At 69.1% G+C, this 16,086-nt stretch carries 14 protein-coding genes; 6 read left to right on the top strand and 8 right to left on the bottom strand.

Annotation, left to right across the window (positions count from 1 at the left end; all coding sequences use genetic code 11):
- Nucleotides 1-32 precede the first annotated feature (32 nt).
- The 5 genes from ATK74_RS00380 to ATK74_RS00360 form a co-directional block, all read right to left on the bottom strand.
- The gene (locus tag ATK74_RS00380; RefSeq protein ID WP_098459178.1) at nt 33-797 is read right to left on the bottom strand and encodes a hypothetical protein; all 765 of its coding nucleotides are present in this window, start codon (nt 795-797) and stop codon (nt 33-35) included.
- Nucleotides 798-799: 2 nt separating this feature from the next.
- Complete coding sequence (locus ATK74_RS00375; RefSeq protein ID WP_245840552.1) at nt 800-3,037, bottom strand: glycoside hydrolase family 31 protein; 2,238 nt, start codon at nt 3,035-3,037, stop codon at nt 800-802.
- A gap of 63 nt (nt 3,038-3,100) precedes the next feature.
- Nucleotides 3,101-4,375, bottom strand: coding sequence for an ABC transporter substrate-binding protein (locus ATK74_RS00370; protein WP_098459177.1), 1,275 nt, complete (start codon nt 4,373-4,375; stop codon nt 3,101-3,103).
- 25 nt (nt 4,376-4,400) lie between these two features.
- Nucleotides 4,401-5,213 carry a carbohydrate ABC transporter permease gene (locus ATK74_RS00365; protein WP_098459176.1) on the bottom strand — a complete coding sequence of 271 codons (813 nt, stop codon included), beginning with the start codon at nt 5,211-5,213 and terminating at the stop codon, nt 4,401-4,403.
- Nucleotides 5,206-6,078, bottom strand: a complete 873-nt coding sequence (locus ATK74_RS00360) for a carbohydrate ABC transporter permease (protein WP_098459175.1) — start codon at nt 6,076-6,078, stop codon at nt 5,206-5,208. Before ATK74_RS00360 ends, ATK74_RS00365 begins: the two co-directional genes overlap by 8 nt.
- A gap of 141 nt (nt 6,079-6,219) precedes the next feature.
- On the opposite strand from ATK74_RS00360, the gene ATK74_RS00355 reads away from it, so the two are divergent.
- Nucleotides 6,220-7,395, top strand: a complete 1,176-nt coding sequence (locus ATK74_RS00355) for an ROK family transcriptional regulator (protein ID WP_098459174.1) — start codon at nt 6,220-6,222, stop codon at nt 7,393-7,395.
- 81 nt (nt 7,396-7,476) lie between these two features.
- Here the strand turns inward: ATK74_RS00355 and ATK74_RS00350 are convergent, their stop codons facing one another.
- Complete coding sequence (locus tag ATK74_RS00350; RefSeq protein ID WP_169923662.1) at nt 7,477-7,965, bottom strand: GyrI-like domain-containing protein; 489 nt, start codon at nt 7,963-7,965, stop codon at nt 7,477-7,479.
- A 180-nt stretch (nt 7,966-8,145) separates the two neighbouring features.
- Here ATK74_RS00350 and ATK74_RS00345 point away from each other — a divergent pair, with 180 nt between their 5' ends.
- The 4 genes from ATK74_RS00345 (at nt 8,146) to ATK74_RS00330 (ending at nt 11,281) form a co-directional block, all read left to right on the top strand.
- On the top strand, nt 8,146-8,490 hold the full coding sequence (locus ATK74_RS00345; protein WP_211283231.1) for a YchJ family protein: 345 nt from the start codon (nt 8,146-8,148) through the stop codon (nt 8,488-8,490).
- Between the two features lie 118 nt (nt 8,491-8,608).
- The gene (locus tag ATK74_RS15665) at nt 8,609-9,358 is read left to right on the top strand and encodes a GntR family transcriptional regulator (protein ID WP_098459172.1); all 750 of its coding nucleotides are present in this window, start codon (nt 8,609-8,611) and stop codon (nt 9,356-9,358) included.
- Between the two features lie 10 nt (nt 9,359-9,368).
- Nucleotides 9,369-10,160, top strand: a complete 792-nt coding sequence (gene nagB / locus ATK74_RS00335) for a glucosamine-6-phosphate deaminase (RefSeq protein WP_098459171.1) — start codon at nt 9,369-9,371, stop codon at nt 10,158-10,160.
- Complete coding sequence (locus ATK74_RS00330) at nt 10,157-11,281, top strand: N-acetylglucosamine-6-phosphate deacetylase (protein WP_245840550.1); 1,125 nt, start codon at nt 10,157-10,159, stop codon at nt 11,279-11,281. The genes nagB and ATK74_RS00330 overlap by 4 nt, the downstream gene beginning before the upstream one ends.
- 16 nt (nt 11,282-11,297) lie before the next feature.
- Here ATK74_RS00330 and ATK74_RS00325 read toward each other — a convergent pair whose 3' ends face one another.
- Together ATK74_RS00325 and ATK74_RS00320 are read right to left on the bottom strand one after the other, a co-directional pair.
- Complete coding sequence (locus tag ATK74_RS00325) at nt 11,298-12,773, bottom strand: glycoside hydrolase family 3 protein (protein ID WP_211283230.1); 1,476 nt, start codon at nt 12,771-12,773, stop codon at nt 11,298-11,300.
- Nucleotides 12,774-12,846: 73 nt separating this feature from the next.
- A complete protein-coding gene (locus ATK74_RS00320) occupies nt 12,847-14,088 on the bottom strand; it encodes a glycosyl hydrolase family 18 protein (protein ID WP_098459170.1) in 1,242 nt (413 codons plus the stop codon).
- A 310-nt stretch (nt 14,089-14,398) separates the two neighbouring features.
- Here ATK74_RS00320 and ATK74_RS00315 point away from each other — a divergent pair, with 310 nt between their 5' ends.
- A complete protein-coding gene (locus tag ATK74_RS00315; RefSeq protein WP_098459169.1) occupies nt 14,399-16,081 on the top strand; it encodes an ABC transporter substrate-binding protein in 1,683 nt (560 codons plus the stop codon).
- Nucleotides 16,082-16,086 lie beyond the last annotated feature (5 nt).

Here is a 16,086-nt window from a genome sequence, read left to right as displayed (position 1 = left end):
CGGGCCGGACGCACGCAGACCGGCCGCTGAACTCAGCCGCGAGTCGCGGATGCGTCCGGCGGCGTCCACCCGAAGCGCTCCGCGATCAGGTCGGCGGCTCGGCTGGGGAACTCGGTCCAGCCGGGCTCCAGAACGTCCCGGGAGAAGACCAGCAGGTCACGAGCCGCCTGCTCCACCGGTGCAGCCAGAGCGTGGTCCAGCCGCTCAGCAAGCTCGGGATAGGCGACCTCGAACCGACGCAGCGGATCGAAGGAGTTGGCCGGTTCGGCATCGGCCGATGCCAGCCGTCCGCGAACGGCCCAGGCCAGCGCGGACGGCGCCTGCTGCCGGATCAGCGACGAGGCCGCCAGCCGCTCGCCTCGGCGAGCCCGGCCGGCGCCGATAGCGAGCTTGGCCAGGCACAGCCGGATGGCGTTGGCCGGATCCTCGGGCTCTGGCGGCGGTACCAGCTGGACGTCCGCGCCGCCGAACACCACCTGGCACGACGCGTCGCTGACCGGCCAGGGACGGCCGGCGCCGAACTCGGCCAGGCTCCCGTCGAAGTACAGCACCACCCCGGCGCTGTCGTACTCCCGGGCGGCCAGGACGATCTGCTCCGGATCGGGCAGGAAGGCCCACTCCCGGCCCACCTGGTCGGCGGCCGCGTCGGTGGTGAACACCGCGAAGTCGACGTCCGACCACTGGTCGCGCCGCCCAGCGCCCTGATCGGTGCTCGAGCCGAACAGCGCCACCGTGGTCACCCCGGGCAGCGCCCGGGCCCGCCGAGTGAGCTCGGCCACGAACTGGTCGCGGTCCATGCTCAGTGCCCGAAGACCGCCGCCAGCTCGGGCCAGGCCTGCGCCCGGGCATAGACCGGCACCACGTCCAGCGGAACCGGACGAGTCACCGGCGCTGAGCCGCTGAGCCGCTCGCCGGTCCAGACGTCCACCCAGTCACCGGCCGGCAGCCAGGTCGTCCACTCGGTCGCGCCGGACTCGGTGACCGGGCTCACCAGCAGGTCGTCCCCACACAGGAACTGGTGCGGGTGGGCCCACAACTGCGGGTCGTCGGGCCAGTCGAAGAACAGCCCGCGCAACAACGGACGGTCGGTCCGCACGGCCGTGCGGGCCGAGCGAGCCAGGTAGTCGACCAGTCGCTCGCGCAGTTGGGCGTAACTGCGGAAGATCGGCAGCACCTGCTCGTCACCGAAGGCCTCGCCGACGTTCCACGGCGTCCGATCACGCAGTGGACGCCGGTGGTGGTTGAACTCCGAGTGGTACTGCATGATCGGCAGGAAGGCCGACACCGCAGTGGCCCGCAGATAGAGCTCGGGGTCGGGCAGCGGGCCGGAGAAGCCGGCGATATCCCAGCCCCAGTAGACGATCCCGCAGGCGGCGGCGGTGATGCCGGCGTTCAGCGAGTGCCGGAAGGCCGTCCAGGTCGAGTTCTCGTCGCCGGCCCAGTACAGCCCGTGCGCCTGCGAGCCGGTGTAGCCGGCCCGGGAGAAGGTGATCGGTGCCGCCCCCTCGGACTCCAGCAGCTCGCCGAAGGCGGCCGCGTACTCCACCGGGTAGCGGTTGTTGTTCTCGGCGCCGGTGCGTCCGTCGGCGTAGCGCAGGTCGGCACCCCAGGCGTGCTCGCCGCCGTCGGTCTTGAAGCCGTCCACCCCCAGATCGCGAACCAGCCAGCGATGCCGGTCCTGCCACCAGCGCCGGGCCTCGGGGTTGGTGAAGTCGGGCATCAGCGCCTTGGGGAACCACCAGCCGCGGTTGCGATAGGGACTGCCGTCGGCCTCCCGGACGGCCAGGCCGCGCTCGGCGAGGTAGGCCACCTCGGCCGCGGTCTCAGCGGTCAGCTCGGTCTCGGCGTGGCCGAGCAGCGGGATCTGCCACAGCACCAGCTTGATGTCCTGGTCGTGCAGGTCGGCGATCATCCCGGCCGGGTCCGGCCAGGCTCCGTCCGCCGGGTAGGTGAAGTCGGACGCACTGTGCACGCTGCCGTCGGTGCGCGGGGTGTAGGCCGAGTCCCGCCAGACCACGAAGCCCTGCTCGTCCGACCACGCCTCGATGACCACGACGCCGAGCGGGATCTGCTCGGCGTGATGCCGGGCCACCTGCTCGGTGACGATGGCCTGGGTGTTCCACTCGTTGCTGGACGCCCACAGCCGCAGCACCCAATCCGGCTGCTCCGCGGCCCGGCCCACCTCGTTCAGGAAGGTGGTGAGCACCTGGGTCGGGCTGCCGTCATACAGGCCCACCGATACCTGAGCCTCGGCGCCCAGCTCGACCTCGACCAGCAACTGGTCGGGACGGCTGGCCGCCGCGTCGAACCAGACCCGCCGGGAGGTGCGGACGTGGAAGCCCCAGCTGCTGCCGTCGGCGGAGATCACGTGGGCGAACGGCATCGGCAGGTAGGTCCGTCCGAACTCGCCTTGCGACTTGTACTGCTCGAAGACCACCGAGTCGAACCGGCGTCCGGCCTGGTCGATGGCGTCGAAGCGCTCGCCGAAGCCGACCAGGTGATCGCCGGGCTGCAGCGCCAGCACGAACCGGGCCCGCACCGGAGCCCCGCCCACCGGAGTGAGCAGTTCGACACTGCCGGGGACGAGCTTCGCCCCGGCACCGGCCACGGCATCGTCGCCGCCGGGCAGCCAACGGGCCGGACGCAGCTCGAACCAGTCACTGGCCCGGTCATCGGCCACGAAGCGGTACTCACCGGCGGCCTCGGGCAGCGCCGGAAGGCTGATGGTCCACGCGGTTTCGGTGGACAGTGAGGCGGCCTGGGCCTCCTCGAGATGACCATCGCCACCGGCCAGGGCCACCGAGTCGGCGTTGCCCTGGCTGACCTTGGTCAGCGGCTCACGCAGCGGGGGCAGTGTGGCGTCCGACCAGCGCAGCTCGAGCTCGAGCCGGCTGGTGCCCGGGTGCACGGCACCGATCCGCAGCGGCTGCCCGGCCACCGGGACGATCGGGTCGAGCTGATCGGCCGAGTTCGCGTACGGGTGCTCGGCACCCCGCGGACGGTGCCACGGCACAGCGGTGCTGGCGGTCATGGTCATCGAAGACTCCTTGTCGGTGCCGGGGTCGGGCGAGGGGCTCGACCCCGGCACTCTCGTGACGAACTACTTCAACAGGGCGTCGACGGTGGCAGCGGCGTCGGCCACGGCCTTCTCGACGGTCTTGCGTCCGGCCGCAGCTGCGCCCAGTTCCTTGGTGACGGCGTCCTGCATCTCCTGCTGGGACGCGATCACCGGAGGCAGCACGACCTTCTCGAGCGAGTCGAACACGGCCTGCCGGTTGGTCGGCTTGCCCTTGGTGAGGTAGCTGGCCAGCTTGGTCTGATCGGCGACGGGCGGCAGCTCCCAGGACGAGTCCAGGCGGGTCTTCACCATTTCGTCGGACGAGGTGAGGAAGGTGATCCACTTCTGGGCAGCCTCCGCATTGGCGCTCTTGGCGTTCAGGACTGCGGCATTGGCGAACATGGCCGATGCCTTGGTGGTGTCACCAGGCTCGACGGCGATGTCCCAGTTGAACTTGACGTCCTTGAGGCCGTCGAACATCCAGATGCCGGAGTGCCACATGGCGAGCTTGCCGTTCTGGAACTGCTTGGTATCCCAGTCCGGCGAGCCGGCCCCGTCCGCCTCGGTGGGCATGACCTTGCCGGGCTTGCCGACCAGCCAGTTGGCGGCCTTGATGCCCTCGGGAGAGTTGAATGCCGTGGCGGTCTTGTCGGCGTTCAGGAAGCTGCCGCCGGTCTGGGCCAGCACCTTGTAGAACTCGTTGAAGGTCACCGGCTGGTAGTCGCCCCAGACCTTCTTGGCCTTGTCGGTGAGCTTCTCGGCGGCCGCCTGCTCGTCCTTCCAGGTCCAGTCGGCAGTCGGAGTGCTCACCCCGGCGGCCTTGAACAGGTCGGCGTTGTAGAACAGCACCACGTCGCTGAAGGACTCCGGCAGGCCGTACTGCTTGCCGTTGCTGGAGAAGGCCTCCAGGAGGGACGGCTTGTACTTGGTGGCGTCGTCAACCTTCAGCTCGGCCAGGGTGCCGTTGCTGGCGTAGGTGACGAAGTTCTCGTAGTTCAGCTCGAAGGTGTCCGGAGCGGTGCCGGCCGCAACCGCGGTCTGCAGCTTGGTGAAGTAGTCGGCGTAGGGCACCGTTTCGATCTTCACGGTGATCCCCGGGTTGGCCGCGGTGAAGGCGGACGCGATGGCGGCCAGGTCCTTCTCGTGGCCGCCGTTGGCGAGGAAGTTCATGTAGGTGACGGTGACCGGTCCGGCAGCACTGCCGGACGCGGAAACCGAGGGTTCGGCCGGCTTCGTCGCCGAACCTTGGGTACAACCGGTGAAAGCAAGCAGGCCAGCCAAGGCGACAGCCGCGAGCCGGGTCGTGCGAGCGAGCATGAGCGCGCCCCTTTCTTGTGGTGGGTTATTTCAGGCCGGTGTGGGATACGCCGGCGATGATGTAGCGCTGGGCGAAGAGATAGACCAGTGCGATCGGGATGATGGAGACCACCGAACCGGCCATCACCACGTCCCAGCGGGTCGTGTAGAGGCCTTGCAGAGTGGCCAAGCCGAGCGGCAGCGTCTGCAACTCGGGAGAGCGGATCACGACCAGTGGCCACAGGAAGCTGTTCCAGCTGGCCATGAAGGCGAGGATCCCCACGGTGGCCAGGGCCGGCTTGATCAGCGGCAGGATCACCATGGCGAAGATCCGCAGGTGGCCGGCACCGTCGATGGTGGCAGCCTCGTCCAGCTCCTTGGGGACGGCCTCGATCGCCTGACGCAGCAGGAACACGCCGAAGGCGGACGCCGCCGAGGGCGCGATCAGCGAGAACAGGGTGTCTTGCAGGTTCCAGTCACGGAACTGGATGAACAGCGGCACCACCAGCACCTGCAGCGGAATCATCAAGGTGGCCAGGTAGACCGCGAAGACCACCGGCTTGGCCCGGAACTGCAGCCGGGCGAAGGCGTAGCCGGCCATCGAACCGGTGATCAGCTGCAGCGCAGTGGCCGCGAAGGAGACCACCACCGAGTTGAGAATGATCTGACCCATCGGCAGCCGGTTGAACAACTCGACGTACGCAGCCATGGTCGGGTTCGGGACGTACAGGCTCGGCCCGTCGGCCAGCGAGCCGTCCGGGGTGATCGAGGTGACGAAGGTCCACGCGAACGGGAAGACCATGGCCAGCGCGACCAGGGCCACGATGACGAACAGCACGATCCGACGAGGCTTAGTCATGGTGCACCCACCGCCGCTGGCCCCACATCTGGATGATGGTGATCGCCAGGATCACCGCGAACAGCAGCCAGGACAGCGCGGCCGCCTCGCCAGCTCGTCCATAGCGGAAGGTGAGGTCGTAGATCTGGCCGACGACCACCTGGGAGGCGCCCTGCGGGCCACCGCCGGTCATCACGTAGACCTGATCGAAGACCTGGAAGCCGTTGATCAGCGAGATCACGACCACGAAGAAGGTGGATGGGGTGAGCAGCGGCAGCGTGATGTTGGTGAACAGCCGCCAGGCCGAAGCGCCGTCGATCCGGGCGGCCTCGTACAGGTCGTTCGGGATCGACTGCAATCCTGCCAGCAGGATCACCATCACGAAGCCCAGGTCCTTCCAGGCCGAGGCCAGGATCACCGAAGCCAACGCCCAGTTCGGGTCGGTCCACCAGCCCGGCTGCGGCAGCCCAACCGCACCCAGGACGGCGTTGACCACGCCGGTGCTCGGGTTCAGCAGCCACTTCCACATCAGGGCCACGACCACCCAGCTGGTCACCACCGGCAGGAAGTAGACAGCGCGGAAGAAGCCGCGGGCCGGCAGCTTGGCGTTCAGGGCCAGGGCCAGGGCCAGGCCGCCGATGTAGACCAGCGGCAGGTAGCCGGCCACATAGCCCAGGGTGTTGCCGAACACACTGAGCGTGGTCGGGCTGGCCAGCAGCTTGGCGTAGTTGCCCAGGCCGACCCACTTGGGATCGGAGATCAGGTTCCACTGCTCGAGGCTGATCCGGATCGAGGAGATCATCGGCATCAGCGTGAACAGCACCAATGGGATCGCGCTGGGGGCGAGGAAGAGAACCGCCCAGGCGGCATGCCTTCGCTTCATCATCCTCGAATCCTCGTCGATCCCGTGGTCAGGTACTTAGTTGCGTTGTTTATATAGCCCAAAAGTAACGAGCCGCGTCCGGACTGTCAAGGCTGGCAAAGGTCACGATTTGGACTATGTTTCGTTGTACAGAAAGGGGGTGCGATGCCCGCACAGGCTCCGTCCGACCTCGGCGCGGCACTGATCGGTCTGATCGGTACCCGCGGGCCGCTGTCCCGCGCGGACGCCGCGCGGCTGCTCAACGTCTCCCCCACTCGGATCACTCGGATCACCAAGTCACTGCTGGCCACCGGCCTGATCACCGAGACCGGAACCGTCCCCTCCGATGGCGGACGTCCGGCCACCATGCTGGCGCTGCGGATCGATCGCCGACATGCACTCGGGGTCAAGGTGACCCCGAACCACCTGACCTACTCCCGGGTCGACCTGGCCGGCCAGGCCAGCCCGGCCACCAGCATCAACCTGAACACGGCCGCCCCGGACGCACCGGAGCGGATCGTCCGGGCCATCGCGGACGCCGTGGGCGACACCCCGTCCGACCTGCTCGGGATCGGGCTGGCCCTGCCCGGCTCGCTGGACAGCGACGGCCTGGTGAACAGCACCGTCCTGGGCTGGCAGCGAGTCGCCCTTCCGGCCATGCTCAGCCAGCGGACCGGGCTGCCGGCGATCGTCGACAACGACGTGAATGCCCTCGCCATCGCCGCCCAGCTGTATGAGAACACCCTGCCCGGCGATGTGGCCCTGGTCACCATCGGCTTCGGCATCGGCTGCGCGTTCGCCATGGGCTCCCAGATCTATCGCGGCGCGCACGGGGGTGCCGGCGAACTCGGCCACACCGTGGTCGACCCGGACGGCGAGCCCTGCGTCTGCGGGCTGCGCGGCTGCCTGGAGACCCTGATCAGCGACAACGCGCTGACCCGCCGGGCCCGGGCCACCGGGATCCTGCCCGAGGGGGCCGGCAAGGACGCGCTGAACACCGCCGCGGCCGCCGGGGACGCCGCCGCCCTGGAGCTGTTCAGTTGGGCCGGGGCGCAGTTGGGCTACGCGCTGGCCTCGCTGGTGCACCTGCTCGACCCGGCGCTGATCATCATCTCCGGCGAGGGCGCCGACATGTGGCAGTACTGGGAGCCCGGCTTCACCCCGGCGCTGCGCCAGCACATCCCCCGGCACCGGCAGGACCTACGGGTGATCACCCGGGACTGGGGCGAGGACACCTGGGCCGTGGGTGCGGCCGCACTGGTCTTCGCCTCCCCCTTCGAGGGTGCTGCGCCGACCGCCTCTCGCCAGCAGGTTCGCGACCTGCTGCAAGTCAGCAACTGAGCCCGCTCAACCGTCGCCGAGTGGACGCCTCTGCGCGCAGCCGTCGAGCAACCTTCCACCGTGCGGTGGTTCGAGGGCGGCTCAGGCCTGAGCCGGCTCGATCAACACCAGATCGGTGCGCAGCGCGCTGGGTGCCGGCTCAGCGTCCGGATCGGTGACGTAGATCTCGCAGAAGCAGGTCGGACGCAGCCCGGCCTGCGCGGCCGCCTCGACCAGCCGCTCCCAGGCTTGGGGCAACTCGTCATAGGAGCCGAGGTGGCTGAGCGCCACGGCCCGTCCAGCCGGAAGTGCGGACGCTTCGACAGTCGGCATTCCGGTGGCCTGCGCCGGGACCGGCCCGGTGGCCCGGAAGCCGAGCTCCAGATCGAAGACCCCGGCCGGATCGCCGGTGTAGAGGGCGAAGGCCGGGTCGGCCAGCGGCGTCCCGCTGTCCTGGATGGCCTGGTAGCCGGCGTCGAACAGGGCCGGCAGCTGGTCGACGGTCACCCCGGCGTGCCGGACGACCGCAGTGGCCTCCGGCTCGAGGGTGATCACGGTGGGCTCGGGGATCGCTTCGGCGGTGAAGTACATGGCCGAAATCCTGTCAGCTCCCCCGGACACTGGCCGCATCCCCGGGCCGGCTGGACGCCCATCCGAGGCCGGCCGTCTGCATGCTGACCAGGGAAATCAGGCTCGCCCGATGCCCGCGGCGCAGCCTCGACTCGGCCCGGCTCTCAGGCACACCACGCCACTGACCGGCAGACTGGAGCCATGACCAGACCGGACGCCCGCCCGTGGCCGACCACCGCCGAGGCGCTGATGCGATCCCGGTTCGAGGCGTTCCGGGACGCCGACGCCGCCTGGCTGCTGGCGTCCTGGCACCCGTCCACCCGTCCAGGCCGGCTCGACCTGAGCGGCAACCCGCGCTGGCGTGGCCTGCAGATCCTCGACGTCGTCGATGGTGGCGAGGACGACGACACCGGCGTCGTCGAGTTCCGGGCCAGCTATCTCACCCCTGGTGGAGTGGACTTTCAGCACGAGCGGTCCCGCTTCGTCCGGGAAGCTGGACGCTGGTACTACCTGGACGCCGTGCGCGCACCGGGCCTGGGCGGCTGACCGCCGCGCGACCGGGGCCGACCGGCCGCGTCCCCATCAGGAGCGTGGTTGACACCGCGGACGTCGCGGTCCACGATTAACTGGTACGTACCAGTGCGAACCAGTTGAGGTGAGGCGAATGACCGTGGCCACGCCGCTGACCGACGGTCCGCAGCCCAAGCACCAGCAGCTGCGCGGGTTGCTCATCCAGCTGGCCGTCCCGGGCCAGCCGATCCCCTCCGAGCGCGAGCTGATGACCAGCTACGGCGTCTCCCGAGCGACCGTCCGCAAGGCCATCGACGGGCTGGTCGCCGACGGACTCCTGCAGCGCACCCAGGGCCTGGGCACCTTCGCGGTCCGGCCCCGACTGGAGACCAACCTGCATCTGGCCTCGTTCAGCCAGGACATGCGCCGGCGCGGCCTCAGCCCGGCCACCCGGATCGTGTCGATCGGCCTCGAGCAGCCACCGGTCGCGGCATCCGAGTGGCTCGGTCTGGCCGCCGGCGAACCGGCCTGGCGGCTGGTCCGGGTCCGGCTGGCCGACGGCGTCCCGATCGCCCACGAGGACGGCTGGTATCCGTCCGGGCTACTGCCCGAGCTGGATCGCCGGCCATTGGCCGAGGCCTCGCTCTACCAGCTCCTCGGCCAGGACTACGGACTGTGGATCGACAAGGCCGAACAGACGGTCTGGACCGAGCCCGCCGGCCCGGAGCTGGCCGTCCGCCTCGCGGCCGCCGAGGACAGCCCGCTGCTGGTCTTCCGGCGTCTGTCCAGTGCGTCAGGGGTGCCGGTGGAGTACGTCGTCTCGCACTACCGCGGTGATCGCTACCAGGTGCACATGACCTTGAACCGCGAGCAACCGAACGCTCGCACCGAGTCTTCGAAGTGAGGAACTGAGAGTGGAAGTCATCATCTGCCCGGACGCCGAGCGCGTTGGACGGGTCGCCGCGGCCAAGGCCGCGAAGCTCGCCGCTGCCGTCGGCCCCAAGGTCGTCCTCGGCGTAGCCACCGGCTCCTCGCCGGTGCAGACCTTCGCCGAGCTGGCCCGGCTGTCCCGAGACGGCGAGCTCGACCTGTCCCAGGCGTCCGCCTTCGCCCTGGACGAGTACGTCGGGATCGCCCCCGGACACCCGGAGAGCTACCACGAGATCATCCGCAAGACCGTCACCGAGCCGATGGGGCTCGACCCGGCCCGGGTGCACGTCCCGGACGGCTTCGCCGACGATCTGGCCGCAGCCTGCCGAGACTACGAGGCCGCGATCGTGGCGGCCGGCGGGGTGGACATTCAGTTCCTCGGGGTCGGCACCAATGGCCACATCGGCTTCAACGAGCCGACCTCCTCGCTGACCTCGCGGACCCGGATCAAGACCCTGGCCGAGCGCACCCGGCAGGACAATGCCCGCTTCTTCGACTCGATCGACCAGGTGCCGCGGCACTGCCTGACCCAGGGACTGGGCACGATCATGGACGCCCGGAGCGTGATCCTGGTCGCCACCGGCGCCACCAAGGCGCACGCCATCGCCCAGGTCGTCGAGGGTCCGATCACCGCCATGTTCCCGGGTTCGGTGCTCCAGCTGCACCAGCACGCCACGATCGTGGTGGACGAGGCCGCTGCCGCCGAACTGCAGCTGGCCGACTACTTCCGGCAGACCTACGCCAACCTGCCCGACTGGCAGCGGGTAGAGCTGTGAGACTGCTCGCCGGCGACCGCATCCTGTTCCCCGATGCGGACGCTCCGGCGGCGGGCTGGATCGAGGTCGACGGCGAGCGGATCGTGGCCACCGGCCTCGGCACTGCTCCCCGTCCGGCCGACGAACAGCTGGTCGGCCTGGTCGTCCCGGGCTATGTGGACGTCCATTGCCACGGCGGCGGTGGCGCCTCGTTCGTGACCACCGACCCCGAGCAGGTGCGGACGGTACTGGCCGCCCATCGCCGGCACGGGGTCACCACCATGGTCGCGTCCCTGGTCACCGGCCGTCCCGAGGATCTGCTGGCCCAGGTGCGCTGCCTGGCCGGGCTGTACCGCTCCGGCGAGATCGCCGGGATCCATCTGGAAGGCCCCTGGCTGGCGCCGGAGTTCCACGGCGCACACCCGACCCCGCTGCTCAGCGAACCACTACCGGCCCAGGTCGGCGAGCTTGTGGACGCCGGGGCGGGTGCGGTGAAGATGGTCACCATCGCCCCCGAGCGGGACGGGGCACTGGACTCGATCGCGCTGCTGGCCGGCCGCGGCGTGGTGGCCGCATTGGGCCACACCAACGCCGGCTACGACCAGGCCCGGGCCGCCATCGCGGCCGGCGCCACCGGCTCCACTCACCTGTTCAATGCCATGGCCCCACTGCGACATCGCGAGCCCGGACCGATCCTGGCCCTCCTCGAAGACCCGCGCGTCTGGCTGGAGTTGATCGCCGACGGCGTCCATCTGCGTCCGGAGCTGGTCGCCTTCATCGCCTCGATCGCACCCGGACGGGTGGTCTTCGTCACCGATGCCATGGCCGCGGCGGCCGGACCGGACGGGGACTATCTGCTCGGCGAACTGCCGGTCGAGGTGCGCGACGGACTGGCCCTGGTGGCCGGGACGGACACCATCGCCGGGTCGACCCTCACCCTGGACCGGGCGGTCCAGATCGCCGTGGCCGCCGGAGTCCCGCTGGCTGTGGCCGTCCGGGCCGCCACCCAGCATCCGGCCGACTACCTCTCGCTGAGCGAGGTCGGACGACTGGCCCCGGACATGCGGGCCGACCTGGTGGTCCTCGACAACGACCTGGCGGTCTCCCGGGTGCTGGCCGGCGGCAGTTGGCTGGCCCGCTGAGCCACCCCCACGCTGCTCAGTCGGTGCCGCCGGCGAGCAGGTCCAACAAGGCGAGCATGGTGCCCCGCCCGGAGCCGTAGCTGATCAGATCGACCGCCGGCTCGCCGCCCGGGGTCGGCCAGCCCTCCTCGACCAGGATGGTCTCGGTCGTCCGCCCGCGCAGCATGACGGCCGCGGCCCGCAGGAACTCGACCCGGTGGAAGTCCTTGCCCTGCGCCACGACGATCCGGTTCGGATGTGCGGCCAGCACGGCGGCCAGCTCTCCGAGATCACCTGCGGTGGCGAAGCCGCTGCCGGGCAGCCGTCCGGCCACCTCGTCGGCCAGCTGAGCCCCGATCCCCCACGGGGTCTGACCGGCGGCGATGTTCGCCTCGGTGTCCAGGAGCAGGAAGAGCGGAGCAGTCAGCGCAGCGATCGGACGTCGCCGGGCGAAGACCGCCGGATCGATCGTGACTCCGTCCGCAACGTCCCTGACCAGGGGGTTCGCCGCATTCGTCCAGCGCTGGGCGGCCAAGCCCGCGACCAGTCCGGTGGCCCGGTTGGCCGCCTCGAAGACCCGGGCCTCGCTCAGCCGTCCGTCGCGGACGGCCGCGGCGACGTGTTCGCGGATGCCGATCATCTGGTCGCCGGTGTTGCCGGCGCCGATGCACAGGAGGTCGGCCCCGGCCGAAAGGGCCAGCACGGCTGCCTCGGCGATCCCTCGGCCGGCACTGGCCCCGGCCATGTCCAGAGCGTCGCTGACGATCAGCCCGGTGAAGCCGAGCTCGTCGCGCAACAGGCCGAGGATGGGCGCGGACAAGGTGGCCGGCCACTGGGGATCGATGGACGGCACCAGGATGTGCGAGGTCATCACCGCTTGGGCGCCGGCCTCGACCGCTGCCCGGAACGGGACCAGCTCGCGCGACCAGAGCAGGTCGCGGTCGACGGTGATCGTGGGCAGCTCCCGGTGCGAGTCGGCGCTGGTGTCGCCGTGGCCGGGGAAATGCTTGGCGCAGGCGGCCACTCCGAGCGCCTGCAGCCCGGCCACATAGGCGGCAACGTGGCGGGCCACCAGCTGCGGGTCGGTGCCGAAGCTGCGCACCCCGATCACCGGGTTGAGCGGGTTGGTGTTGGCGTCGGCCACCGGGGCCAGGTTCAGGTCCACCCCGGCGGCCAGCAGCTCCGCGCCGATCTGGGCGGCCACCTGCTCGGTGACCCGGATGGAGTCCCGGGCCCCCAGGTAGGCAGCGGACGGGTGCGGAGAGCCCTGGCGATGATGCAGCCGGGTGACGTCGCCGCCCTCTTCGTCCATGGCAATCAGGGCGGACGGGTTGGCGGCGTGGATGGCCGTGGTCAGTGCGACCAGTTGGTCCGGATCGACCACGTTGGAGTCGAACAGGCAGACCGAGCCCAGCCCGTCCGCCAACGCCTTGAGCAGCCACTGGGGAGCCACCGGCCCGTCGAAGCCGGGCATCAACGTGGTGTTGATCGCCCGTCGCAGTTCATCGATCACTGGCCAACTCCTTTTGTCTCACCTTGCCAGGGAGGGGTGGAGCCGGACGTCCCGGCTCCACCCGGTTGCGGGCTCAGCCCGCCAGCACCTTGCCCTTGGTGGCCGCGTGCATGGCCGCCAGCAGCGGCTGATCGTGGCCGGTCCAGTCGAGCTCGAGCGCCCACATGAAGCTGCCGCCCAGGTTCTGCACCCAGTCGGAGTAGAGCACCCGATCGTAGGTGGACAGCGGATCGTCGTAGGTGATGAAGCCCGGCTTGCCGTCCTTGCGCAGCAGGTAGGGCACCAGGCCCTCCGGGTCGCGGTAGACATCCCACTCGCCACTGGCCAGCAGCGGCAGGATCCCGTGCGCGTAGTCCAGCGACGGCACCACGGCGTCCCCACAGCTGCCGTCCTCGGAGGTGGCCGCCTCCGGGCAGGCGCCGTACAGCGCCGACACGGTCTTGTACCAGTAGCCGTAGAACGGCGTCCCCTGGTTCAGCTGCTGCCGCTTGGCGCCGGCCTTGAGCATGATCTCCACTGACTCCTGGTCGCTCTGACCGGGCGTGCACTCCTGCGGCGAGGTGTCGCTGGGCACCTTGAGGATCGGCTCGTTCAGCTGTCCGTGGCCGGTCCAGGGACCCGCGCAGTCGTAGGTCATCACGTTGAACCAGTTGATGATCTTCGACAGCTTGCGCACCTCGTAGGACTCCACCGTCCAGGGCGCGACGTCCTCGGAGAGGATGGCCTTCTTGCCCAGGTCCTTGCGCAGCATGGTGAACATGTTCACCAGGAAGCTCCGCTCGGCCTTGCTCTCGGGGAACTCCCAGTCGATGTCGACGCCGTCGTACTTGTGCTTCTTCACCCACTGGACGACGTTGTGCGCGGCCCGCTTCTGCACCTTCTTGCTGGCCTTCGACAGGGTCGGCAATTCACCACCGATCAGCAAGATCACGCGCGCATGGGCCTTATGCGCCTTGGTCACCAGCGTCTTCTCGTAGAAGCCCTTCGGGATGCTCAGGCCGCCGGTCTTGGTCAGGGAGATGCCGACGTGGATGATGTCGGTGAGGCTGGAGTAGGGGATCTGGGCAGCGGTGTACTTCACCGGGCCGGACTGCCGTGCCGGAGCGTTGTAGTCCGCGACAAGGCGCTTTCCCTTCCCCTTCGCCTTCTTCGCTGCGGCCAGCGCATCCTTCTCGAGCGAGGCGCGCAGGTCAGGGCCGGACGGGGCTGCCGGGCTCACCGGGCTGGCCGATGCCGTTGACGGCACCGAGCCCAACATGCCCAAGACCAGGGTGACAGCAAGGACCGCCCCCAGGACTGGCTTCCGCGATTTCATCAATCCTCCTTTGTGAGCGGGTCCACGTCGACAGAGGACGGCCCGCTGGTGATGCTGCGTGAAGCTAGTAGCGGCACCGCTTACTGGAAAGAGTCTTACCGCTTTTTTGATCAGTGCGTCAGAACCGCCGAACGGTGGTAGACGCGCGTCGCGATCTGAGAGAGGACGGCGGCGTCCGAGGCTGACGGGGCCGCAAATCCTGTGATCAGACTGTAACTAGAAAGACTGTTTCCAGTTACGTAACTTCCAGTAACCTCGTCCCATGCGCTGCCAGTGGCGACAGCGCCCCGCCTAGCCCAGGAGCGAATCGATGAAGCGCAAGGCAGTAGTAGCAATCGCAGCTGGGGCTTTTGCCCTGGCGACTCTCTTCAGTGCGTGCAGCGCGCCACCGCAGCCGTCCGCATCGTCCAGTTCGTCCGGGTCCGCCCCGGCCACGGCACGGACGTTGCGCGTCTGGGCGGGCAGCACCACCCCGATCACCGTGGACTTCAACCCGTTCCACGTCGACACGGCGCTCTACGGCACCTACGGCGAGCTGTACGAGCCGCTGTTCTTCTTCAACCAGCTCTCCGCGGACGCCCCCAAGCCGATGCTCGGTGAGAGCTACGAGTACAGCGCCGACGGCAAGACCATCACCATCAAGCTCAAGTCCGGCGTGAAGTGGAGCGACGGCCAGCCGCTGACCGCTGACGACGTCGTGTTCACCATGGGCTACGGACCCAACAAGACCAAGAAGCTGCTGTCCGCCACCGCACCGGATGCCACCACCGTCGTGCTGAAGTACAGCGCCCCGCAGTTCACCTCCGCCTCCCAGCTGCTCGGCTCGACGATGATCGTGCCCAAGCACATCTGGTCGAGCATCACCAACCCGGCCAAGGAGACCAACTCCAAGCCGGTGGGTTCTGGCGCCTACATCGTGAAGACCACCTCGGACGCGTCCTACACGTTCGCGGCCAACCCGAACTACCGCGACGGCGCCCCGCCGATCCCCGAGGTGCAGTTCCTCGGCCTGGACTCCAACCAGTCCGGCCAGGACATGCTGTCCACCGGGCAGATCGACTGGACCGGCATGTTCGTCGCCAATCCTGACGCGGTTACCGGCAACGGCGTGATCGCCACCATGAACCAGCAGCAGGACCCGACGGTGATCACCACCTGCGCCGACGCCAGCCTGGGCTGCAAGGGTGCGCAGACCGATCCGGCCGTCCGCCAGGCGCTGAACCTGGCCATCGACCGCTCCGCGATCGCCGAGAAGGCCTTCGCCGGCCTGGTCGGCCCGTCCAACCCGGCCTTCGTACTGCTGCCCCGCGACCAGGAGTGGCTGACCGACCAGAGCCTGGCCTCCAGCCCGCAGACCCCGCAGATCGAGCAGGCTCAGCAGATCCTCGAGGCGGCCGGCTACACCAAGGACGCCGCCGGCTTCTACGGCAAGGACGGCAAGGAGATCAACCTCGACCTGTTCTCCCCTGACGGCTGGACCGACTACAACGACGCGGCCAAGCTGGTCGCCGAGTCCGCTGGCAAGGCCGGCATCAAGATCACTGCCCGGACCGTCTCCGAGGCCGAGTACTGGACCCCGGTCACCAATGGCGACTTCCAGCTGGCCATGTACGGCCTGACTCAGTCGATCGTGGCCGATCCGTTCTCGAACTACGACCAGTACTTCAACGGCCAGGGTGCGGCCAAGGTCGGGGATGCTCCGACCCGCGGCCAGAACTACTCCCGCTACGCCAACCCGACCGTGGACGCGGCCATCGAGGCGGCTGCTGCCACCAACGACGCAGCCATCAAGAAGACCGAGTACGCCAAGATCCAGGCTCAGATCGCCAAGGATCTGCCCTACATCCCGGTGGTGCTGAACGCCTCCCAGGCCTTCTACAACACCAAGGACTTCACCGGCTGGCCCACCAACGACAACCTGTACGCCGATCCGCTGCCGTACCTCTCGGTGGCCCCGGCAATCGTCCTGCTCAACCTCAAGCCCGCTTCCTGAGCTCG

This window comes from Propionicimonas paludicola, assembly GCF_002563675.1.
Classification (GTDB): Bacteria; Actinomycetota; Actinomycetes; order Propionibacteriales; family Propionibacteriaceae; genus Propionicimonas; species Propionicimonas paludicola.
This window is presented reverse-complemented; position numbering and strand designations above follow the sequence as displayed.